13 protein-coding genes are annotated in these 19,601 nt (G+C 43.2%); 4 read left to right on the forward strand and 9 right to left on the reverse strand.

All coding sequences use genetic code 11. The features are described from left to right. Window positions 1-197: 197 nt before the first annotated feature. Together grxD and ispF are read right to left on the reverse strand one after the other, a co-directional pair. On the reverse strand, window positions 198-548 hold the full coding sequence (gene grxD / locus OEG80_RS07000) for a Grx4 family monothiol glutaredoxin (RefSeq protein ID WP_011280514.1): 351 nt from the start codon (window positions 546-548) through the stop codon (window positions 198-200). A gap of 149 nt (window positions 549-697) precedes the next feature. Then, window positions 698-1,204, reverse strand: coding sequence for a 2-C-methyl-D-erythritol 2,4-cyclodiphosphate synthase (gene ispF, locus OEG80_RS07005; RefSeq protein ID WP_149408420.1), 507 nt, complete (start codon window positions 1,202-1,204; stop codon window positions 698-700). 252 nt (window positions 1,205-1,456) lie between these two features. Here ispF and mnmA point away from each other — a divergent pair, with 252 nt between their 5' ends. The 3 genes from mnmA (at window position 1,457) to purB (ending at window position 6,048) form a co-directional block, all read left to right on the forward strand. After that, on the forward strand, window positions 1,457-2,683 hold the full coding sequence (gene mnmA, locus OEG80_RS07010; protein ID WP_263240079.1) for a tRNA 2-thiouridine(34) synthase MnmA: 1,227 nt from the start codon (window positions 1,457-1,459) through the stop codon (window positions 2,681-2,683). Between the two features lie 53 nt (window positions 2,684-2,736). Further along, entirely contained in the window at window positions 2,737-4,575 is a 1,839-nt protein-coding gene (locus OEG80_RS07015) for a hypothetical protein (RefSeq protein ID WP_263240081.1), read from the forward strand. 81 nt (window positions 4,576-4,656) lie between these two features. Then, entirely contained in the window at window positions 4,657-6,048 is a 1,392-nt protein-coding gene (gene purB / locus OEG80_RS07020; RefSeq protein WP_149408424.1) for an adenylosuccinate lyase, read from the forward strand. Between the two features lie 124 nt (window positions 6,049-6,172). On the opposite strand, the gene OEG80_RS07025 is transcribed toward purB, so the two are convergent. Then, window positions 6,173-6,358 carry an NF038104 family lipoprotein gene (locus OEG80_RS07025; RefSeq protein WP_011513481.1) on the reverse strand — a complete coding sequence of 62 codons (186 nt, stop codon included), beginning with the start codon at window positions 6,356-6,358 and terminating at the stop codon, window positions 6,173-6,175. Between the two features lie 131 nt (window positions 6,359-6,489). On the opposite strand from OEG80_RS07025, the gene OEG80_RS07030 reads away from it, so the two are divergent. Then, window positions 6,490-7,662: a cupin domain-containing protein gene (locus OEG80_RS07030; protein WP_263240083.1), complete on the forward strand. Its 1,173-nt coding sequence runs from the start codon at window positions 6,490-6,492 to the stop codon at window positions 7,660-7,662. 139 nt (window positions 7,663-7,801) lie between these two features. On the opposite strand, the gene guaD is transcribed toward OEG80_RS07030, so the two are convergent. The 6 genes from guaD to putA form a co-directional block, all read right to left on the reverse strand. Then, window positions 7,802-9,259: a guanine deaminase gene (gene guaD / locus OEG80_RS07035; RefSeq protein ID WP_263240084.1), complete on the reverse strand. Its 1,458-nt coding sequence runs from the start codon at window positions 9,257-9,259 to the stop codon at window positions 7,802-7,804. Window positions 9,260-9,472: 213 nt separating this feature from the next. Continuing rightward, window positions 9,473-10,459: a xanthine dehydrogenase accessory protein XdhC gene (xdhC, locus tag OEG80_RS07040; RefSeq protein WP_262880813.1), complete on the reverse strand. Its 987-nt coding sequence runs from the start codon at window positions 10,457-10,459 to the stop codon at window positions 9,473-9,475. Then, window positions 10,452-13,022 carry a xanthine dehydrogenase molybdopterin binding subunit gene (xdhB, locus tag OEG80_RS07045; RefSeq protein WP_149408428.1) on the reverse strand — a complete coding sequence of 857 codons (2,571 nt, stop codon included), beginning with the start codon at window positions 13,020-13,022 and terminating at the stop codon, window positions 10,452-10,454. The genes xdhC and xdhB overlap by 8 nt, the downstream gene beginning before the upstream one ends. Before the next feature lie 164 nt (window positions 13,023-13,186). After that, the gene (locus tag OEG80_RS07050) at window positions 13,187-14,845 is read right to left on the reverse strand and encodes a xanthine dehydrogenase small subunit (RefSeq protein ID WP_263240085.1); all 1,659 of its coding nucleotides are present in this window, start codon (window positions 14,843-14,845) and stop codon (window positions 13,187-13,189) included. 763 nt (window positions 14,846-15,608) lie between these two features. Further along, complete coding sequence (locus tag OEG80_RS07055; protein WP_149408431.1) at window positions 15,609-16,298, reverse strand: 1-pyrroline-5-carboxylate dehydrogenase; 690 nt, start codon at window positions 16,296-16,298, stop codon at window positions 15,609-15,611. A gap of 11 nt (window positions 16,299-16,309) precedes the next feature. Beyond that, window positions 16,310-19,567: a bifunctional proline dehydrogenase/L-glutamate gamma-semialdehyde dehydrogenase PutA gene (putA, locus tag OEG80_RS07060; RefSeq protein WP_149408433.1), complete on the reverse strand. Its 3,258-nt coding sequence runs from the start codon at window positions 19,565-19,567 to the stop codon at window positions 16,310-16,312. Window positions 19,568-19,601 lie beyond the last annotated feature (34 nt).

A 19,601-nucleotide genomic window follows, 5' to 3' on the forward strand; every position in this document is an offset into this window, starting at 1 on the left:
ATTAAGAGTTATATGGGGATAAAGTTGGCAAAAACAATTGAACTTGCTGACTGTCAATATTAAAAAATAAAAAATCCGAGCAACCTTTAATAAGGCGACTCGGATTTGGGTACTTAGGATCGAATGTCAATTATATCAACATCTTAATGCCACTTAGATATTTAAGCATTAAACGTCGATATAAAGTGCTCTCGATATTAAGCAGCTGGGCTATTTGCTTCAACCAAAGGCTTAAGCTCGCCTGATTGATACATTTGCAAAATGATGTCTGATCCGCCCATCAATTCACCATCAATCCATAGCTGCGGAAAAGTTGGCCAATTAGCAATTTGTGGTAACGTTGCGCGGATTTCTGGATTTTCTAAGATATTGACAAAAGCAAATGGGCGACCAATTTGTGTCAAGACTTCAATCGCTTTGGCAGAGAAACCACACTGTGGGAACTGCGGTGAGCCTTTCATATACAGAATGACTTTGTTGTCTTTGATTTGGTTACGAATCAGTTGTTCAATATCGTTGGCAGCAGTATTTGGGGTTTGCTCACTCATAAAAACTCCTATTAATTAAAACTATTTATAAAAAAGACAGGTAACATTAAATTTATCATGTGGCTGCTACATGGGGCAATCTTAACCATATTGCAAGCAGTTTTGAAAGCTGACAGCCATAATCATACGCACTGATATACTATTGAGAATTAAACGCCAGACGCATTCGGCACCAATAATACCACGGCATTGGCCATAATACCCTCTTGCCGACCGGTAAAGCCCAATTTTTCAGTGGTGGTTGCCTTAACACTGACATTACTCACATCGGTCTGCAAATCACTAGCGATGTTAGCGCGCATGGCTAAATTATGTGGTGCTAGTTTTGGGCGCTCACACATTACGGTAATATCAGCATTACCCAACATATAACCTGCGGCCAAAACTTTGCCATACACATAACGAAGTAGTACGCGTGAATCTAAACCGGCATTTGCCGCATCGGTATCTGGAAAATGTTGCCCGATATCACCAAGTGCCAAGGCACCAAGCAAAGCGTCAGCAAGTGCATGCAGTACTACATCACCATCAGAATGCGCAAGTAAGCTGTGCGTATGATCAATAGGCACACCTGCCAGCACCACATATTGCTGCTGTTGACCATTATTATGAAACGCATGAACATCAATACCTTGACCAATTTTTATCATTATCATTCCAAGTAAATTAATGGTGATTAGGATAATTGAAAACCATTATCTAAATTTTTAAAGCGATTTTACCGCCAGTAAGATGCCATAGCTCGCCACCAGTTTCAATTAACTGGTATAATATGACGCTTATTTTATCATAATACCCAATCCAAAAGATAAGCTGACGTCGTTCTGCTGAGACTACGCATGGTAGTGATTGCATAATTTTGGCGTCAATATGTATTTTGGAGAACGTATAAATAGTTGAGCCGCTTTATGTCAGCCATACCAAACGCTTCTAACACATCAGCTTCTGCTTCTTTTGACGCCCATCGCCCTCTAACGCTTGCCGATATCAATGATCCTAGCACTAAGCATGTGATTGTTGGCATGTCAGGCGGAGTCGACTCTTCTGTGTCTGCCGTATTGCTTCAGCAGGCAGGCTTTTTGGTCGAAGGTCTGTTTATGAAGAACTGGGAAGAAGATGACGGTACCGAATATTGTACGGCGATGGATGACTTAGCAGATGCGCAAGCGGTGTGCGACAAAATTGGCATAAAACTGCATACCGCCAACTTTGCCATGGAATATTGGGATCGCGTCTTTGAGCATTTTTTAGCGGAATACAAAGCGGGTCGCACGCCAAATCCCGATATTTTATGTAATAAAGAAATCAAGTTTAAGGCATTCTTAGATTATGCCTTAACGCTTGGTGCTGATTATATCGCCACTGGTCACTATACCCGCCGCAGTGTGAACCATAAGAATAATGACGGTATTGAAGTGGCTCAATTGCTACGTGGTCTCGATAATAATAAAGACCAAAGCTACTTCTTACATGCGGTTGGTGGTGACAAGCTTGCCAAAACCCTGTTCCCAGTTGGTGAGCTGGAAAAACCAGTCGTTCGTCAAATCGCTGAAGATCATGACCTTATTACCGCCAATAAAAAGGATTCAACTGGTATTTGTTTTATTGGCGAGCGCCGTTTTAAAGACTTTTTACAGCAGTACTTGCCGGCACAAAAAGGCGATATCGTCACTGACGATAGTATTACTATCGGTACGCATGATGGTCTTATGTACTATACATTAGGGCAGCGCGGTGGTATTGGTATTGGCGGAGTGAAAGATCGTCCCGAAGAACCATGGTTTGTACTCGCAAAAGACTTAGATAACAATCGTTTGATCGTTGGACAAGGTCACGAGCATGCCATGATGCTGAGTAATGAGCTACAAGCTTATAAGCTCGATTGGGTCAATGGTTTACCGCCTGCAGATATCTTTAACGAAGATGGCTTACGTTGTATGGCAAAATCGCGCTATCGTCAGCCTGACCAAGCTTGTACCGTATTTGCTAACAATGAAAATGGTAGTGAGGTACGAGTGGTATTTGATGAGCCACAACGTGCCGTTACTCCCGGTCAATCAGCGGTATTTTATATCGAGGAAGTTTGTCTAGGCGGCGGCGTGATTGCCTCTATTGATGCGCCTTGCGGAATTTGACATCTCATTTATCCTTAATCAATAAAATGATTTGCCTTTTTTTAGGATATTGAATGACCGCTCGCTTTTGTGTTTTACTTACTCTTCCAACTTCTTTTTCGTTATGGGCGAAGCGAGGTCTTACGCTTACTTTTATAGCGGCGTCATTTAATTTGCAGGCTGCACCAACAAATATGGGTAGTATGACAGTTACCAGCTCTAATGCTTCGGCTGGTACTGCTTCTGGCACATATGTAGCAGCAGGTTCTGGTGCTACCGGTAGTTTTACTTTAGTTCGCAATGAAAATATTGGTTATAACAATAGCGCTGAGATAACACCAGCTAGTGGTACGCGCACCAATGGTATTGAAATCAGGAATGATTCTAATACTAGTATTGATAGAGATAAGTTTAAGTACACCTTTACTATTACTCCTGATGACAATGCTTCTATACATACCATAAAAGTTGGGCAAGCTAGCTATTCACTGGGTGGTAACTCAGAGATTGCACGTCAAACATTAAGCTTTACCCAAAATAGTCAAATTAGTACGCCTGCGCAAGCTACCATCAGAAATAATCCAAACGTCCCCTATTTTTATAATGCCATGGGTGATTATTTTATGGGTAAAAAACTGGCTGGAAATAGCTTTAGCTCTAACAATACGGTTACCTTGCCACAGCTACGCTTCGATAGCTCAAATGGTGGGGATAGCGGCTTATATTATTACGGAATCACTGCGCTTAACGGTAGTGGTAATAGTAGCTCGTTTACGCCTACTACCAATAGTAGTGGACAAGTATCTTTTGCATCTGGTCAAAAAAGAGGTACCTTGCCCCCTATGCCCACCTTTACCAATATTCTAAAAGAAACCTCTACCAGTCCCAATAATCAGACGACTTATCGGGCATTGAACGTAAACGACATCATAGCTAATAATAGCAGCTACGTCAGCTATGGTATCGCTAATACGGACAGCAACTATGTTCTTGCGGTTAAGAATGCCAAGACTGTCACCTTAACTTACGAAGGCATCATGAGAGGTAATAGTGCTATTGAAGCGGATGTGGTTGGAGAAACCTATAATGAATGGCTCAGCTTCGGGGTAGAAAGCGAACCTCTCTATTATGTTTTTTCAGGAACAGTATTTAACGATAATGGTGGTAATACCAATCCACAAATCAATAACTCTGGCTACTTTAACGGTATTTTTGATGCCGTTTCCGAAAGCGGAATTTCTAACAGTACTATTAAACTAGTCGATTGCAACAACTCAGATATAGTTTACGCTAGTGAAAATTTACCTATGACTGGTGTTGGGCAATATCAACTTAGAACGCCCATTGCCAATCTGAGCGGCAAAAACACTGTCTGTTTGATAGAAGAAAACAGTACGAATACACACCCTATTCGCACTACTAATAGTAAAAAACAAGTGGATTTAGTGACGAACAAATATTTTTATGATACCAATAATTTTGGTAGAGTCGCTGCTGAAAATGCTGCTCTAGTACTTATAAAATACCAATATGTAAATAGCTGTCCGGCGACTATTGATTACCCTACTATTAGCAATACCGCTGCTGACAACCCTAATAGTGGTTTTAGTACTAAACCTATTGACAATATTGAGCCTGGAAACTGTATTGCCTATAAAATTACGGCAACCAATCGCGCCAACCTTTCTATTGATAACTTCATAATGCAAGATATGCTTCAAAAGAAGGGAGAAAAAGGGGCCGTAGTCGACTCAAAACTGATTGCACCACTTTATAAGCCAAATGACTATGCTTCTGATAGTGTGGCTATCGGTAATAATGGTTTAATTAAAACCAAAATATTTACTCTAGCGGCAAAATCATCTTACGACTTTTACTTCAATACTAAGTACGGTACAACACAATCTAATTAATACATGATGATTTTTCAGATTAAATCATTTTTTACATTTTTTTAACCAGCTGTAATTTCAATAACTTTTTGAGGCAATGATATGAATCTACTTACCGCACTCTCCCCAATCGATGGTCGCTATGCATCCAAAGCCGATAGCTTGCGCCCTTATTTATCAGAATTTGGTCTGATTAAAGCGCGTGTGACCGTTGAGATTCGCTGGTTACAGTCATTGGCTGATAATAGCGCGATTGGTGAGTTGGCAGAATTCGATACCAATACCAATGCGTTTTTAAATGCTATCGTAGATAACTTTAGCGAAGCTGACGCGCAAGCGATCAAAGACATCGAAGCAACGACCAACCATGATGTAAAAGCGGTTGAATACTTTATTAAAGATAAATTCCGTGGTCAGGCAGCACTTGAAGATTCATTAGAATTTATTCATTTTGCTTGTACCAGTGAAGATATTAATAACCTATCTTACGCACTCATGCTCAAAGACAGCCGCGAAATCGTCGTTGCTAAAATGCAAGAAGTAACGGATAGCATTGTTAATCTAGCAATTATCCATGCTGATCAACCGATGCTTTCACGTACTCATGGTCAAACGGCAAGCCCGACGACTCTAGGTAAAGAGATGGCAAACGTTGCTTATCGCCTTGCTCGTCAAATTAAGCAAGTCGGTCAGGTAGAGTTGCTCGGTAAAATCAATGGTGCGGTCGGTAACTATAATGCTCACTACGCCTCATATCCTGACGTTGATTGGCAGAATCATGCTGAGAAATTCATTAATGAACGTTTAGAATTGACGTTTAACCCGTACACCACACAAATTGAGCCACATGATTATATCGCTGAATTGTTTGACGCAGTAAAACGCTTTAATACCATTCTAATCGACTTTAACCGTGATATTTGGCAGTATATTAGCTTAGGCTATTTTAAACAGCGCCTAAAAGATGGTGAAGTGGGTTCTTCTACCATGCCGCATAAAGTCAACCCGATTGACTTTGAAAACTCTGAAGGTAATTTGGGTGTAGCTAATGCCATGCTTGCTCATTTGGGTGAAAAGCTACCGATTTCACGTATGCAGCGCGATTTGTCTGACTCTACCGTGTTACGTAATATCGGTGTTGGTCTAGCACAAAGCATGATTGCTTATGATGCGTGCCTCAAAGGCGTCAGCAAACTTGAATTAAATGCCCAACGTTTAAATGATGACCTAGATAATGCGCAAGAAGTATTAGCAGAGCCGATTCAAACTGTGATGCGTCGCTACCGTGTTGAAAACCCATACGAGAAGCTTAAAGCTCTTACCCGTGGTAATGCCATGACTCGTGAAGCAATGCTTACTTTTGTTGATGGCGATGAATTATCGGCAGTCAGTGAAAGCGATAAAAACAGTTTGCGCGAAATGACGCCTGCTACTTATATTGGTAATGCGGCTGAACAAGCACGCACGATTAAAGAATGGATTGCTAAAATTTAACTGGCAATCAGCTCATCTCTATCAAATGCAAAAAAGATATAAATGAGCATTCATTTATATCTTAATAAGAACCTTACTATAAACACTATTATTTTTTAAAATACATAGTTGATGGGTAAGGTTTTTATTCTTTATCGTCTTTATCACTGCTATCGCCCGGTATGATAGCTTTACCCACAGCGACCGTACCTTTAACCACACCTTTAGTGGTTTTATAAGCGATTTTAGCAGGTACAGTAACAATTTTATGTACACAAGCTTGCAGCAAAAACATACTGGCAATAATAACGATAAAATGCAATTTTTTCATAAATGTCCTAAGAATAATTATAGGCTCTGATGACAGTCATCAGATAAGCAATAATCATAAACTAATAAATCCTGCCTATAAAGCCATCATTTCTATTAATCTTATAACCAGTTAACCATACGGATTTATCCATGACTTCTATCCCCCTTTGTTTACCGAATACCATTACTCCTGAGCAATTCTTAAGCGATTATTGGCAAAAAAAACCCCTCTTGATTAAGCAAGGCTTACCGCAATTAATTGGTATGTTTGAGCCGGAAGATATCTTAGGCTTAGCCATAGATGAAGACGCTACTGCAAGGCTACTGACTCAAGCTGCGAGCAAACAAGAAGGTCAGTCGCAATGGCAACTTAAAAAGAACCCACTAACTGAAGCCGACTTTGATAACTTACCTGAGCAATGGTCAGTACTGGTACAAAATCTTGAGCAATGGTCGCCGGAACTTGGCGCATTATGGCAGGCGCTTGATTTTATACCGCAGTGGCAGCGCGATGATATTATGGTGTCTTATGCGCCAAAAGGCGGCTCGGTTGGCAAGCATTATGATAATTACGATGTATTTTTAGCGCAAGGGTTTGGCTCTAGGCGTTGGCAGTTAGGTAAGTTTTGTGATGAGCAGACCCAATTTGTTGCCGATGAGCCGATACGTCTATTTGATGATATGGGCGAGATTATCTTTGATGAAATCTTAGAAGCCGGTGATGTGCTATACGTGCCACCAAAACTAGCACATTTTGGCGTAGCGCAAGATGATTGCCTAACCTTTTCCTTTGGCTGCCGTCGTCCAAACTTGATGCAAATTATTGACAGCCTTGCCGATGTCGCAACCAATGACAGCGCTTTATTTATACCGATGTTATTACCACAAGCTATGCAAGCGTCAGGGGCATTAAAGACTGACAGCATTGAGGCGATTAAAACTCAATTATTACAACTCCTCCAATCTGAGCGCGGTGATACGATTATTCGCCAAGCCGTGTCTGAAGTGGTCAGCAAGCGTCAATATGATGTGCTTGTCCCTGAAGAGTCGCTGACGACTGATGAGATGATAGCAGCATTGGCAACTGGCGCGACGTTGCAAGCAGATTACAGCAATCGTTTGTTATACACCCAGGCGGATAATGACATCGTTTTATATGCCAATGGGCAACGCCTAGATGATTTGCATGAAACATCGATAGCACTACTGGTACGCTTATCTAATGGCGAGCATTTAACCCTTGACGATATGGAAGGGATTGACCCTGATGAAGTGATGGAATGGTTAGAGAATGGTTGGATATGGATGAATCATCCAGAGTAATGCCATAGTTATTAGCTATTAAGCATGATTTAAAAAACATCAGCGCCTATTTACTAAGATTTGAATGTCTTAATAAATTGGCGCTGATTTTTATGTAAACATTCTAAATTAAGCAAAAAAATACTTTTAATACTTCCCTTTATGCAGCAACCGCTTTTTTATAACGACTCACGCCAGCGATAATCGTTTCTTCAATCACCCTATCATCACCTAACATCATCAATACAAATAACTGCTCATCAAGCGACTTGGTCTGTGTCATACGGCGCTCCATTAAATCAGTGCCTCCCATATCTATCACCACAAAATCTGCTTCTTTATTTGGCATAAAGTTACCGATTTTATCGTCTAACAACAATGACTGCGCGTTGCCTAAAGTAATTTGATATAAGCCTTGATGCGCTGATAGCGGATTACTCTGCAATTGCTGAACTTTATAGGCTTCTGATAAAGTGGTCAGCATCGATAAGCTAGTACCTGCGCCCACGTCGGTTGCGATACTAACGCCGGTATAGCTTAGAGTTTTGGACAAATCAAACAGTCCACTGCCTAAAAATAAATTGGACGTCGGGCAATGGGCTATTTGGGTGCCAGTATCACGTAGCACTTCATATTCTGATGTCGAGAGATGGATGCCATGCGCCAACGTCGTCTGCCTGCCAAGTAAGCCCATATCATGATAAACGTCCAAATAACCTTTATGATTGGGATAAAGCTCACGTACAAAAGCGATTTCATCAAGGTTTTCAGCCAGATGTGTTTGCAGATAAACACTATCATAACTACGATACAGCTCACCGGTCATTTGTAATTGTTTTGGCGTTGAGGTAATGGCAAATCTTGGCGTAATCGCCACATGCTGACGTCCACGCTCATGCCATTTATCGATGATATTTTGTGTATCACGGATGCCCTGCTCTGTTGGTACACACAGATGCTCAGGCGCGTTTTGATCCATCAATACGTTACCCGTAATCATACGAGTATTCAGACGGCAGCTTTCGTTAAAGAACGATTCTACTGACTGTGGATGGCTGGTTGAAAATACCAAGGCGCTTGTTGTGCCGTTAGCAAGCAGCTGGTTTAAAAAGAATTTTGCGGTATCATCAGCAATCTTTGCATCACCAAAATTGGCTTCGGTCACAAAGGTATAATTGTTCAACCAATCAAGTAATTGCTCGCCAAACGCAGCAATCATATCTATTTGCGGATAATGTACATGGGTGTCAATAAAGCCTGGCATGATAAGCTTATCTTGATAATCATGAATCTGTACTGGCGCTTGACCCTCTTGACGACTGGCGTTGCCGTACTGCGACATCATTGACGCACAGCTACCATAATCTACGACGCGACCAGTCGCATCATCGACCACCAAAGCACCATTGGCGATATACTCAGGATAAACCTTGACGCCTGCCACCACTGGCAGCAAAGTAACGTTTTTATCGACCACCGTAATGCTAGGACGCTCAGCATTGGTTAAACTATCATTGGTTAAATCAGCCGTCTCTACATGGGTATGCTTGGCTCTTGCCGCCAGATTCTCTTCCGTTAAATAATGCAATAATTGTGCTTGATAAATATGTATGGTCATAAAAAAATCTCACAATAATAGATAAGTATTTTGGTTAAAAATTCATCCATATTATGTGTCTACCCTAATACAATCAAAGAAATACAAGCACAAAGTTACTGAGCGCAGCCTATATCTTATGATGGCTGACGAAACTAAGAACGATGTCTTAATGCATTTAAGGCAGACAGATAAATAGAGAATTAAAAAATTTTTAATTAAGATGAATGTTAGTTATAAATCATGATAAAGCTGCATAACTTGCGCCGCGATAGAGATCGCGACTGCCATTGGCTCTTTTCCGCCAGTATTAAGTCCTATAGGCATGGTCAATTTATCGACTATTTGCTCATTGTAGTCACGCTGTAGCAGGCGATCTCTGAAACGCTTGGCTTTGGTCGCTGAGCTGATACAGCCAAGATAAGGTAATGAGCTGCTATCGATGCCAATTTTTACATAAGCATCGAGCGCGGCACGCACCAAATCAAAATCAAGACTGTGATCATGTGTCATGACCAATATAAAGTACTGAGTGCCTTTTTTTGTTGACGCATTCATCAAGGCACTTTCAATGCTCTTGGCAACAAACGGTTGAACAAAATCGACTGGATCTTCATCAATATGCGGGCGAATGTGAGTAGGCAACTGATAAGTCACTTGCCCCTCTACAGTATCCGGATTATGCGTTAGATAACGCTCAAACATTTCAGCTCGGCTGTCCACCCAGTCAACTTGACAAGGTAGCTCGGCAAGAATGGTCATTAGCGCAGCTGCTACATGCCCTGCGCCAAACACCAGTAATGACATGGGCGGCGTTACATTAAAGCATTCAAACATGACCGTGACGCTACCGCCGCAGCATTGAGCCAACGTAGCACCCAATGGATAATGCTTGGTGTAAACGGCATCGCGGCGTACTGCCTGCGCCTTTGCAGACTTACCTTCTTTTAACGGTTGCGTGCTTCTAGCGTCAGTGCCATTAATTTCACCATTTAGCAATTGCCTAGCGGTTATCGTCACGTCATGTTCAAGGCTACCGCCGCCTAAGGTGTCACAGCATGCATCAAGCGTCACGATCATTTTTGATTGAAGCTCACGAGGTGCTGAGCCATTGACTGCAACGACTGTAGCTAAAACATGCGCAATACCTTGCTGCTGATATTGCGCTAGCCCGTTATACCACTTTGTTGGTGGCATCGGTGTGATTAGTGACTTATTCACTATGTGCCGGTCCGCGAGCCGTTGATACATTTGGATTTTGTATCGCTTCAGGCTGATCATCCGTTAGCTTACCTTCGACTTCTGTTGGATTAATATCCTTACCATGTGCGACTTGCTGCGGCTTGACTTTATCATCATCAATACCGCAATTATCATCGGTTACTGTTAGGCTAGTAATCGTATCTGTATCCGCTTTAGAAGCAATTTCCCACGCTTGACCCTGCAATCGCATTACTGATTTGAGCACTGCTTCTGGCGTTGCCGGCATAGTCAGCTCAGGGTTTTTCTGGTAATCACCTAAGCTTGCAATCGCGTTGTTAATCGCGCACCAAACGCTAGCGGCTAGCATAAATGGCGGTTCGCCAACGGCTTTGGAGTTATAAATAGTCTGCTCTTCGTTTTTACGCTCGAACAGTTTGACGCTCCATTGTTTTGGTAAGTCATGCGCCGTTGGAATTTTATAATTGGCGGCACTGTTTGACGCAAGGTTGCCTTTTTTATCCCAAACCAACTCTTCAGCAGTAAGCCAGCCCATACCTTGAACAAAACCGCCTTCAATCTGACCGATATCAATTGCAGGATTAATCGACTGCCCGACATCATGCAAGATATCGCAGCGCAATACTTTATATTCACCCGTTAAAATATCAATCTCAACCTCAGAACAAGAGGCACCCAAAGCAAAGTAAAAGAATGGGCGACCCCACGCTTTTGAGCGATCATAAAATATCTTTGGTGTTTTGTAATAGCCAGTAGACGATAAGCTAACGCGGTGCTGATATGCGAGTAACACCATTTCAGCAAAGGTTAGTGTTTTTTTATCACCGATATGGACATGATTGCGCTCAAATTTGACATCTTCTGCACTTACGTCAAAATGTTCAGTAGCAAATTCAACCAAGCGATCTCTAATAGTAATACAGGCATTTTGGGCGGCTTTACCATTCATATCAGTACCTGACGACGCCGCTGTTGGCGAAGTATTTGGCACTTTATCAGTGCGAGTTGCGGTTACTTTTACGGTATCCAAGTCGACATCGAATTCATTGGCAACGATTTGGGCAATCTTAATATATAGCCCTTGCCCCATTTCAGTACCGCCGTGATTGATTTGAATGGTACCGTCGGTATAGATATGAACCAAAGCACCTGCTTGGTTTAGCGTCTGTACCGTAAATGAGATACCAAATTTGACCGGCGTTAGAGCCAGACCAAAACGTTTGTCACTACCTTCGGCTTCAGCTTTTCGATTAGCGACTGTGATTTGTTCACGGCGCTTAGCATAATCGTTATCATCAGCTAACGTCTGCATAATAGTCGCCAAATCAAAATGCTCAATTGGCTGCCCATAATGGGTGCTTTGACCATTTTGATATAGATTTGCCAAACGTACCTGCAGAGGATCTTTGCCCAAACTGTAGGCGATATCATCCATCATATATTCAGCGGTCAGCAAACCTTGTGGGCCACCAAAACCTCGATAAGCGGTATTAGATACCGTATGTGTCTTGCAGCGATGACCAGCGATCTGAGCCGCTGGATAATAATAAGCGTTGTCACAATGGAACATCGCCCGATCGACAATGGCATCGGACAAATCTGGTGAATAGCCACACAATCCTGATAGCTGCATATCAACGCCAAGCACTTGACCAGCATCATTGACACCGACATCGTAGCGATTGGCAAATTCATGACGTTTACCAGTGACGACCATGTCATCTTGACGGTCTAAGCGCATACTCACTGGCACATTATGGCGTTTGGCAATGATACCGCACAGACACGCCCATGCCGCAGCTTGCGTTTCTTTACCGCCAAAACCGCCGCCCATTCGGCGCACAACTGTCGTCACGGCATGAAAAGGTAAATCGACCACTTCGGCGACCAGCTGCTGCACTTCACTCGGATGCTGTGAAGAAGTATATACTTCAAGCCCACCATCATCGCAAGGAACAACATAAGATACTTGCCCTTCCAAATAAAAATGTTCTTGCCCCAGCATATGAATATGCCCTGCAATACGAGTAGGTGCATTCTCAAGCTCAGCCTGAGCATCACCGCGCGTCATAAAGTGACTTGGACGTACAAACTGCTCTTGCTTTAGCGCCTCATCAATAGTGAGGATTGCGGGCAGCGGCTCATATTCCACAATGGCTTTGAGCACGGCTTTTTTTGCTGCACGGTGACTAGTGGCAACCACCGTAAATAGCGTTTGACCGACATATTCTGTGATCTGATCGACCATGAGTGGGTCGCCATCAAACACTGCTCCGATATCAGTCTTGGCTGGTAAATCTTTAAAGGTGATGACATCGATGACCCCGTCCGCTGCTTGTACGGCGCTCAAATCCATATTCAATACACGAGCATGCGCGTGAGCACTTTTACCAATTGCTAAATGCAGGGTGTTTTGTGGTTTTAGCATATCGTCCACATAAGTGGCGGTACCCATAACGTGACTAATAGCACTGTCATGTTTGGCTTGGGTGCCAATCTTGTCTTTTGGTGGACGCTGTCTGCGGGTACTGTAGCTGTCAAATAATGAAGAATGGTGGCTCATAATGGCTCTCTCTTATATTTTTAGCAAAACCTATCTCTCTAACAATAGCGTTTTGACTGTATCTTTTAGCGATGCGAAAGTTACGTGAGTTAGCATAATCAAGCAAGTTCAAACACTAGGGCCGTCTATTTAGCCCTTGCCGAGCTTACTTACTATATGTTTCCTTACGCATCTACCGCTTGCACATCAGCAACCAATTGCTTGCCACACTTAATGATTAACCGCTGCATCACATGCATACGATACTCTCGGCTGGCTCTCACATCGGTCATCGGCGAGACATCATTAGGTAGCCTTTGTGCTGCCTGCTCGAAACTGGCAACATTTACTGCTTGTCCAATTAGTGCCTGCTGACATTCTGCTGCCAATAAAGGTATCGCCGCCATGCCGCCAAGTCCAAATTTTGCATCTTGGATAGTCATGCCATCCGCTGACAAATCAAGTCGCGCAGCAAGCAAGCACGCTGAGATATCATCTTCGTAACGCTTACTAATCTTATGAATATAGAGATACTGATGATCTTGCATTAGCGGAATATGAAGGGCAACCACGTAACTACCAGCACGTAGTTTGGTCTTTTTGTAATCTAAAAAGAATTTAGATAAAGGAATGATTTCATCAATACTAGATACTTGATTTGAATGGACATTATTAACATTGATATTGTCAGTAGCGCTGTTAATAGCATTGTCAATAGCAGCACAATGACGCAGATGAATATGAGCATCTAATGCCAATAGAATGGGAGGCAAATCGCCAATCGGTGAAGCGTTAGCAACGTTACCGCCGATAGTGCCCATATTACGGATTTGCGGAGAAGCAATACGTTCAAACAAATTGGCAAACGCAGGGAAATGCTGTTCAAGCGCAGGCAGCATGCTCTTATAGCTCATGCCAGCACCCAATACTAAAGACTCTACTTCGCTATCGCCTTTAGACTGCTCATCGGTATTTAAGCTTAACGCTTGTAGTGACCAAGATTTTAGCTCGTCAATCGCTGACAGTTGTACGATAATATCGTGATCAACCAAGTGTTGCGTCACACTCAAACCTAAGTCCGTACCACCTGCCCAAATGGTCGCTTTTGGATGGGCAGCGAGCACTTGATTGAGCTCAGCAACAGACTGTGGAATGAATAACTTACGTGACCCTTGAGTAAGTGCAGGCTCAATAGTGCCCATTTCGCTTGAAACGGTTTGTCTGCTATTTGCCATCGCATCTGTCGCTAAACTGATGGTCAAGTCTTTGGCGATCGTCTGATCAGCATCGCGTTGTCTACCAATCTCACTCATTGCCAAACCAGCCTCGATAATCGGACGATAGCCTGTACAACGGCAAAGATTCCCACCAATTGAAGCCACGATATCATCGTAGCTTAAATCATCTTTAATGGTTCCCTTTGCGACTTGCAGACGATGATTCTCGTAGGTGCTGGCCAGCGTCATCACAAATCCAGGCGTACAAAACCCGCACTGCGAGCCATGGCATTCGACCATTGCTTGCTGCGCTGGGTGCAATAAAGCACGTTCTGGATGATGTTCAGGATTGTCCGCGATATAAGCTGACGTCATTATATGATGACCATCCATCAATGACAGTAGCGTAATACAGGCGTTAAGGGTATAAAAAGGCAAATCAGAAGAATCTTCACCACTGCTAGGTAAGCGCTGCGCCATCACCGTACAGGCTCCGCAGTCGCCACTGCCGCAGCCTTCTTTGGTATCAGTCTGGCGTTCGTGCAAGCGCAAATACTCAAGCACCGTGGTATTCGGATTGAGGTCAGTTAATTGCTTATATTGACCGTTCAAATAAAAATAAATCATAGCAATGCTCAGCTGTCAGAATAAAAGGAAGATAAAAAACTGCTTTATCTTTAATCGAATCATAAAATCTTAACAATCAGTATCTTAAAGGATAACTGCACACAAATGCGCTGCCCTTAAGTGAGTACTTAATTACCATGTTAATAAAATTTATACGATGATGATCATCATACCTACATCAATACTGAGAGTTATAACTGTATTGAATAAGCTGACTGCCTATCTGACTACTGACTTGCTCAGGCTTAATCTGTTTGCGGTTTGAACTTTTTAATTTACCTATGATGGATGAGCATCTTTAGTAAATACAAAAGCATTATCAAGGGTTTGGGTATCGTCTTAATGACGACTACTCTATCGGAAAATCGAGGAATATAAGCATCGTTAAAACATGCTTTCGAGGCTTAGCTTACGTCAACGTTCCGTGTTAAAGGGATTTATTAACCATTTAGTGAATAATTGCTGACTAAACGGTTAACTTATATTATCACCATCTTTGTTTAACTTACAACTCAAAAAATACCTTATTTTGGTTGAAAAGCCAAGAAACTTCATTACTAAAGTGAGTATTTACTAAAATACCTACCTATCCTACCTCTAAATTTAAGCATAAAAAAACGACCAGCAATTACTCACCAAATATTTGGGAATAATGACTGATCGTCATTTTTACTATTCGAGCTATTTCTTTATTGGCAATAAGCTAATCTTTTAACTTCTTATGAGATTATTGGTTGCCTGTACTAAATTGTTGCTGTTACTTCTATGTGCCAAGCTCTAACAAGCTTGCATTTCCGCCAATGGCAGTGGTATTAATGGTCTTTACACGCTCAGTGACGAAGCGGTATAGATAATCAGGCGTTAGCATCTCTGATAAGCCGTCCATATCAGTGACGCTAATGACTTGCGTCAACATACCATCGGTCTTGGCAAGCTCTTGACTGACCGCTTGCACCTCTTGCCGATTACCAGAGACGGCAACTTGCGCAAGGCGATCGATATATAAAAGCGTGACGGTTTGTGAGTCATTGGCGACACTCAGCACATCATCACTGATGCCACTCTCATAGAGGATTTTTGCCGCTTCAATGCACATCTCATCTTGGCTTGGGCAATGCAATATCACCTCATTACCCGTTAATAATGCTGCTAGCAATTGCCCAAGCACTGCCATCGCGCGAGCAGACTCGCCGCCAACAACCATCGTCTTACCGCGACCCGTCACGTACAAGTCATTTGACTCGCCCGTAGCACCAGTCATACGGTGCTCTTCGTCAAGCATGGGTGAGGCGCTCAATAAATGATTGAACAGACGCTTTGCCTTATTGGCATCACCGGTCAATAATGCCAGTCTTGGTGCGGCTTCTTGCAGATAAGTGGCACGATTCACTGCGCCAAGCAAACGCCAAGTTTCACAAACTTGGCCATGATTTTTTTTGAATTCAGTCGCCATAGTGCTACTCCTTATGCGATTATTGTTTGAGTACTGGTTGCAGTGGTATTGTCTATCAGAGCCACTTGCTCATTAGCCAACTGCTCTGTCGTTAAGCTCATCAGACGGGCGACATAATGTGGACCACCTGCTTTGGGACCTGTGCCCGATAGACCGCAGCCACCGAACGGCTGTACGTTGACGACCGCGCCGATTTGGTTACGGTTGATATAAGTATTGCCGACAAAGGCTCGGCGCTCGATATGCTCTACTGTGTTTTCAATACGGCTATGGATGCCCAAGGTCAAACCAAAACCCGTCGCATTGATTGCATCAATCAGCTTATTTAGATCACGTGCTTCATAACGCAGTACATGCAAAATAGGACCAAAATGCTCTCCACCGATCACATCGATACTTTTTACTTCTATCGCCGTTGGCAATACAAACGTTGCTTGATCTTGACTGACCTCTGAGCTATCACTCATCGGTGTCTGCGCCAAAATCGTAGCCGTTGGCTCAGCGCGCATGCGTTCGATATGCGCTTCAAGTCCGCGCTTGGCATCAATATCAATCACAGGACCTACATCTGTAGTCGCATATAGCGGGTTGCCAACGATTAATTCAGCCATATTGCCTTGCAATAGCTCAATCAAATCATCTGCCATCTCTTCTTGTACACATAAGATACGACATGCTGAACAGCGCTGACCTGCTGAACCAAAGGCAGATAATACCGCATCTCTAACCACTTGCTCAGGCAATGCCGTTGAGTCCATAATCATGGCATTTTGTCCGCCAGTCTCGGCGATAAAGACAGGCAGCTCACCGCTGACTTGAGCATGGGCATTTAGGCTTTGGTTGATGCGCTGCGCCGTTTGGGTCGAACCTGTAAAGATAACACCTGCGATATTGTCCGCAGCAGTCAATGCAGCACCAACGTCGCCCGCGCCAATCACGAGTTGCAATGCTTCTACTGGCACGCCAGCTTGATACATAAGCTGCGCACCAAAATGAGCGATTAAGCTCGTCTGTTCGGCAGGTTTTGCCACTACGGTATTACCTGCAGCCAGTGCTGCAACTACTTGACCGGTATAAATAGCCAATGGAAAGTTCCATGGGCTGATACAAATAAAGGTGCCACGTGCTTTATAAACTTGACGCGACGGCTTGCCTGCCAAATCGGTAAACTCATAAATAACATCATCTAAACGCTCAGCTTCATCAGCATAAAAACGGCAAAAATCAACCGCTTCTTTGATTTCATCAATGCTGTCTTGTAAGGTTTTACCTGCCTCAACTTGGCATAATGCCATCAGCTCTGCATAGTTTTCTTCATATAAGTCCGCTATTTTACGCAATATAGCCGCACGTTTAGTAGCAGCAACCGCTTGCCATTCGCCTTGTCCAGCGACTGCCGCCGCAATTGCTTGCTGTGCGATAGTAGCATTGGCATAGACGACTTCACCGGCAATGACTTCATGGTTCCAAGGCGCACATATAGCTTGCTTGTCAAGCTGATGAGTGTCGCCATCTACCGTATTGTCATTGACTGCGTTGCCATTAATAACAGAAGTCGCAGACCATGTTTTGTATATATGCGTATCGATAGCTGCTTTAAACGGTATCCACTGCGATTCTACAAAGATATTGGGACCAAAGCTGGCACGGCGTGCGCCATAGATAGCTAACGGTAATGGAATATCTGGATTGTGTAGCGTTGCATTGGTTAATAGCTTGTCATACGGATGTACAGTTAGCTTGTCAATTGGATAAGACTTGTCTAATAACTGATGGACAAACGAGCTATTGGCACCGTTTTCGAGCAATCGACGTACCAAATACGGCAGCAGATCTTTATGAGCGCCAACGGGTGCATAGATACGCACAGGGATTTGATAGGCTTGCAAGATATGATCGTACAATGCATCGCCCATACCATGTAGACGCTGGAACTCAAAGTCTCTATGGGCACTCATGGTCATGATTGAGGCAAGCGTATGGGCATTATGGGTGGCAAACTGTGGCCAGATTAGCCCGCGCAAATGCTCTGACAATAAGAAACGCGCGCAGGCAAGATAAGCGGTATCCGTCCCCTCTTTACGCGTCCAGACCGGATAGCCTGATAGACCTTTTTGTTGAGCAAGCTTGATTTCTGTATCCCAATAAGCGCCTTTTACTAGACGTACAGGAATACGGTCGCCAACCTCAGTTGCCAAGCGTGCCAGCCAAGCCAAAATAGCAATTGCACGCTTTGAGTAACCTTGTACAACTAAGCCAAGACCATCCCAATCCGCTGTTAGATTGTCGCGATATAAGGACTCAAATAGTTTTAGCGATATCTCAAGACGATCGGCTTCTTCGGCATCAATACTGATATCAACATTCACCTCACGCGCAGCTTCAATCAACAGTAAGCAGCGTTGACGCAACAGCCCCATGACTTGCGCTTCTTGCGTGGCTTCATAACGCGGATGCAATGCAGACAGCTTGATCGAAACTGATGGCTTAGGCATGCCCTCTTTAACTTTCACACTTGCAGTGGCTTTGATAGCATGCAAATAATCATTAAAGTATTTTTCAGCATCTTTATGAGTAATTGCCGCTTCACCCAACATATCAAATGAGTAGGTATAGCCTTTATTGCGATATGGCTGGCTATTTTTATTAGCGCCTTCAATCGTTTCGCCAAGTACAAACTGGTGTCCCATGATACGCATGGCTTTTTGCATGGCACTACGAATAACAGGCTCACCCATCTTTTTGGTCATGCGATCTAAAAATCCAGATGCCGTGGTATCACTATCGATGCTCACCACACGGCCTGTCATCATCATGCCCCACGTTGAGGCATTGACCATAAAACCATTGTCATTTTTTAAATGTTTTTTCCAGTCAGCGACGCTCATCTTGTCATGAATCAGCGCATCAGCTGTATAATTGTCCGGCACACGAATCAAGGCTTCCGCCAAGCTCATGAGCAAAACACCTTCTTGGGTATCCAAGCTGTACTCAAGCAATAATGAGTCGACCATTTTTACCGCTTTACCATCATTACGCACATGCTCAACCAGCTGACGCGTCTGCGTAGCTGCACTGTCACGCTCGGCATCTGTCGGTTTGGCAAGTGGCAATAACTGCGTCAACCAGCGCTCTTCATCTACGCTATATAAAGGCGATATACGCGCATGTAGCTCTGTTGATGACTGAGCAATATATTCTGGTGATAACAAATCAATAGGATTAAATAAAATCGGCTCTTGCGGGGTAAATTGCTCTACTGGGTTCATAACAACTCCATAACTTGAAAATCCATCATAAGTG

Origin of the sequence: Psychrobacter sp. SC65A.3, assembly GCF_025642195.1 — a bacterium.
Lineage (GTDB): Bacteria > Pseudomonadota > Gammaproteobacteria > Pseudomonadales > Moraxellaceae > Psychrobacter > Psychrobacter cryohalolentis.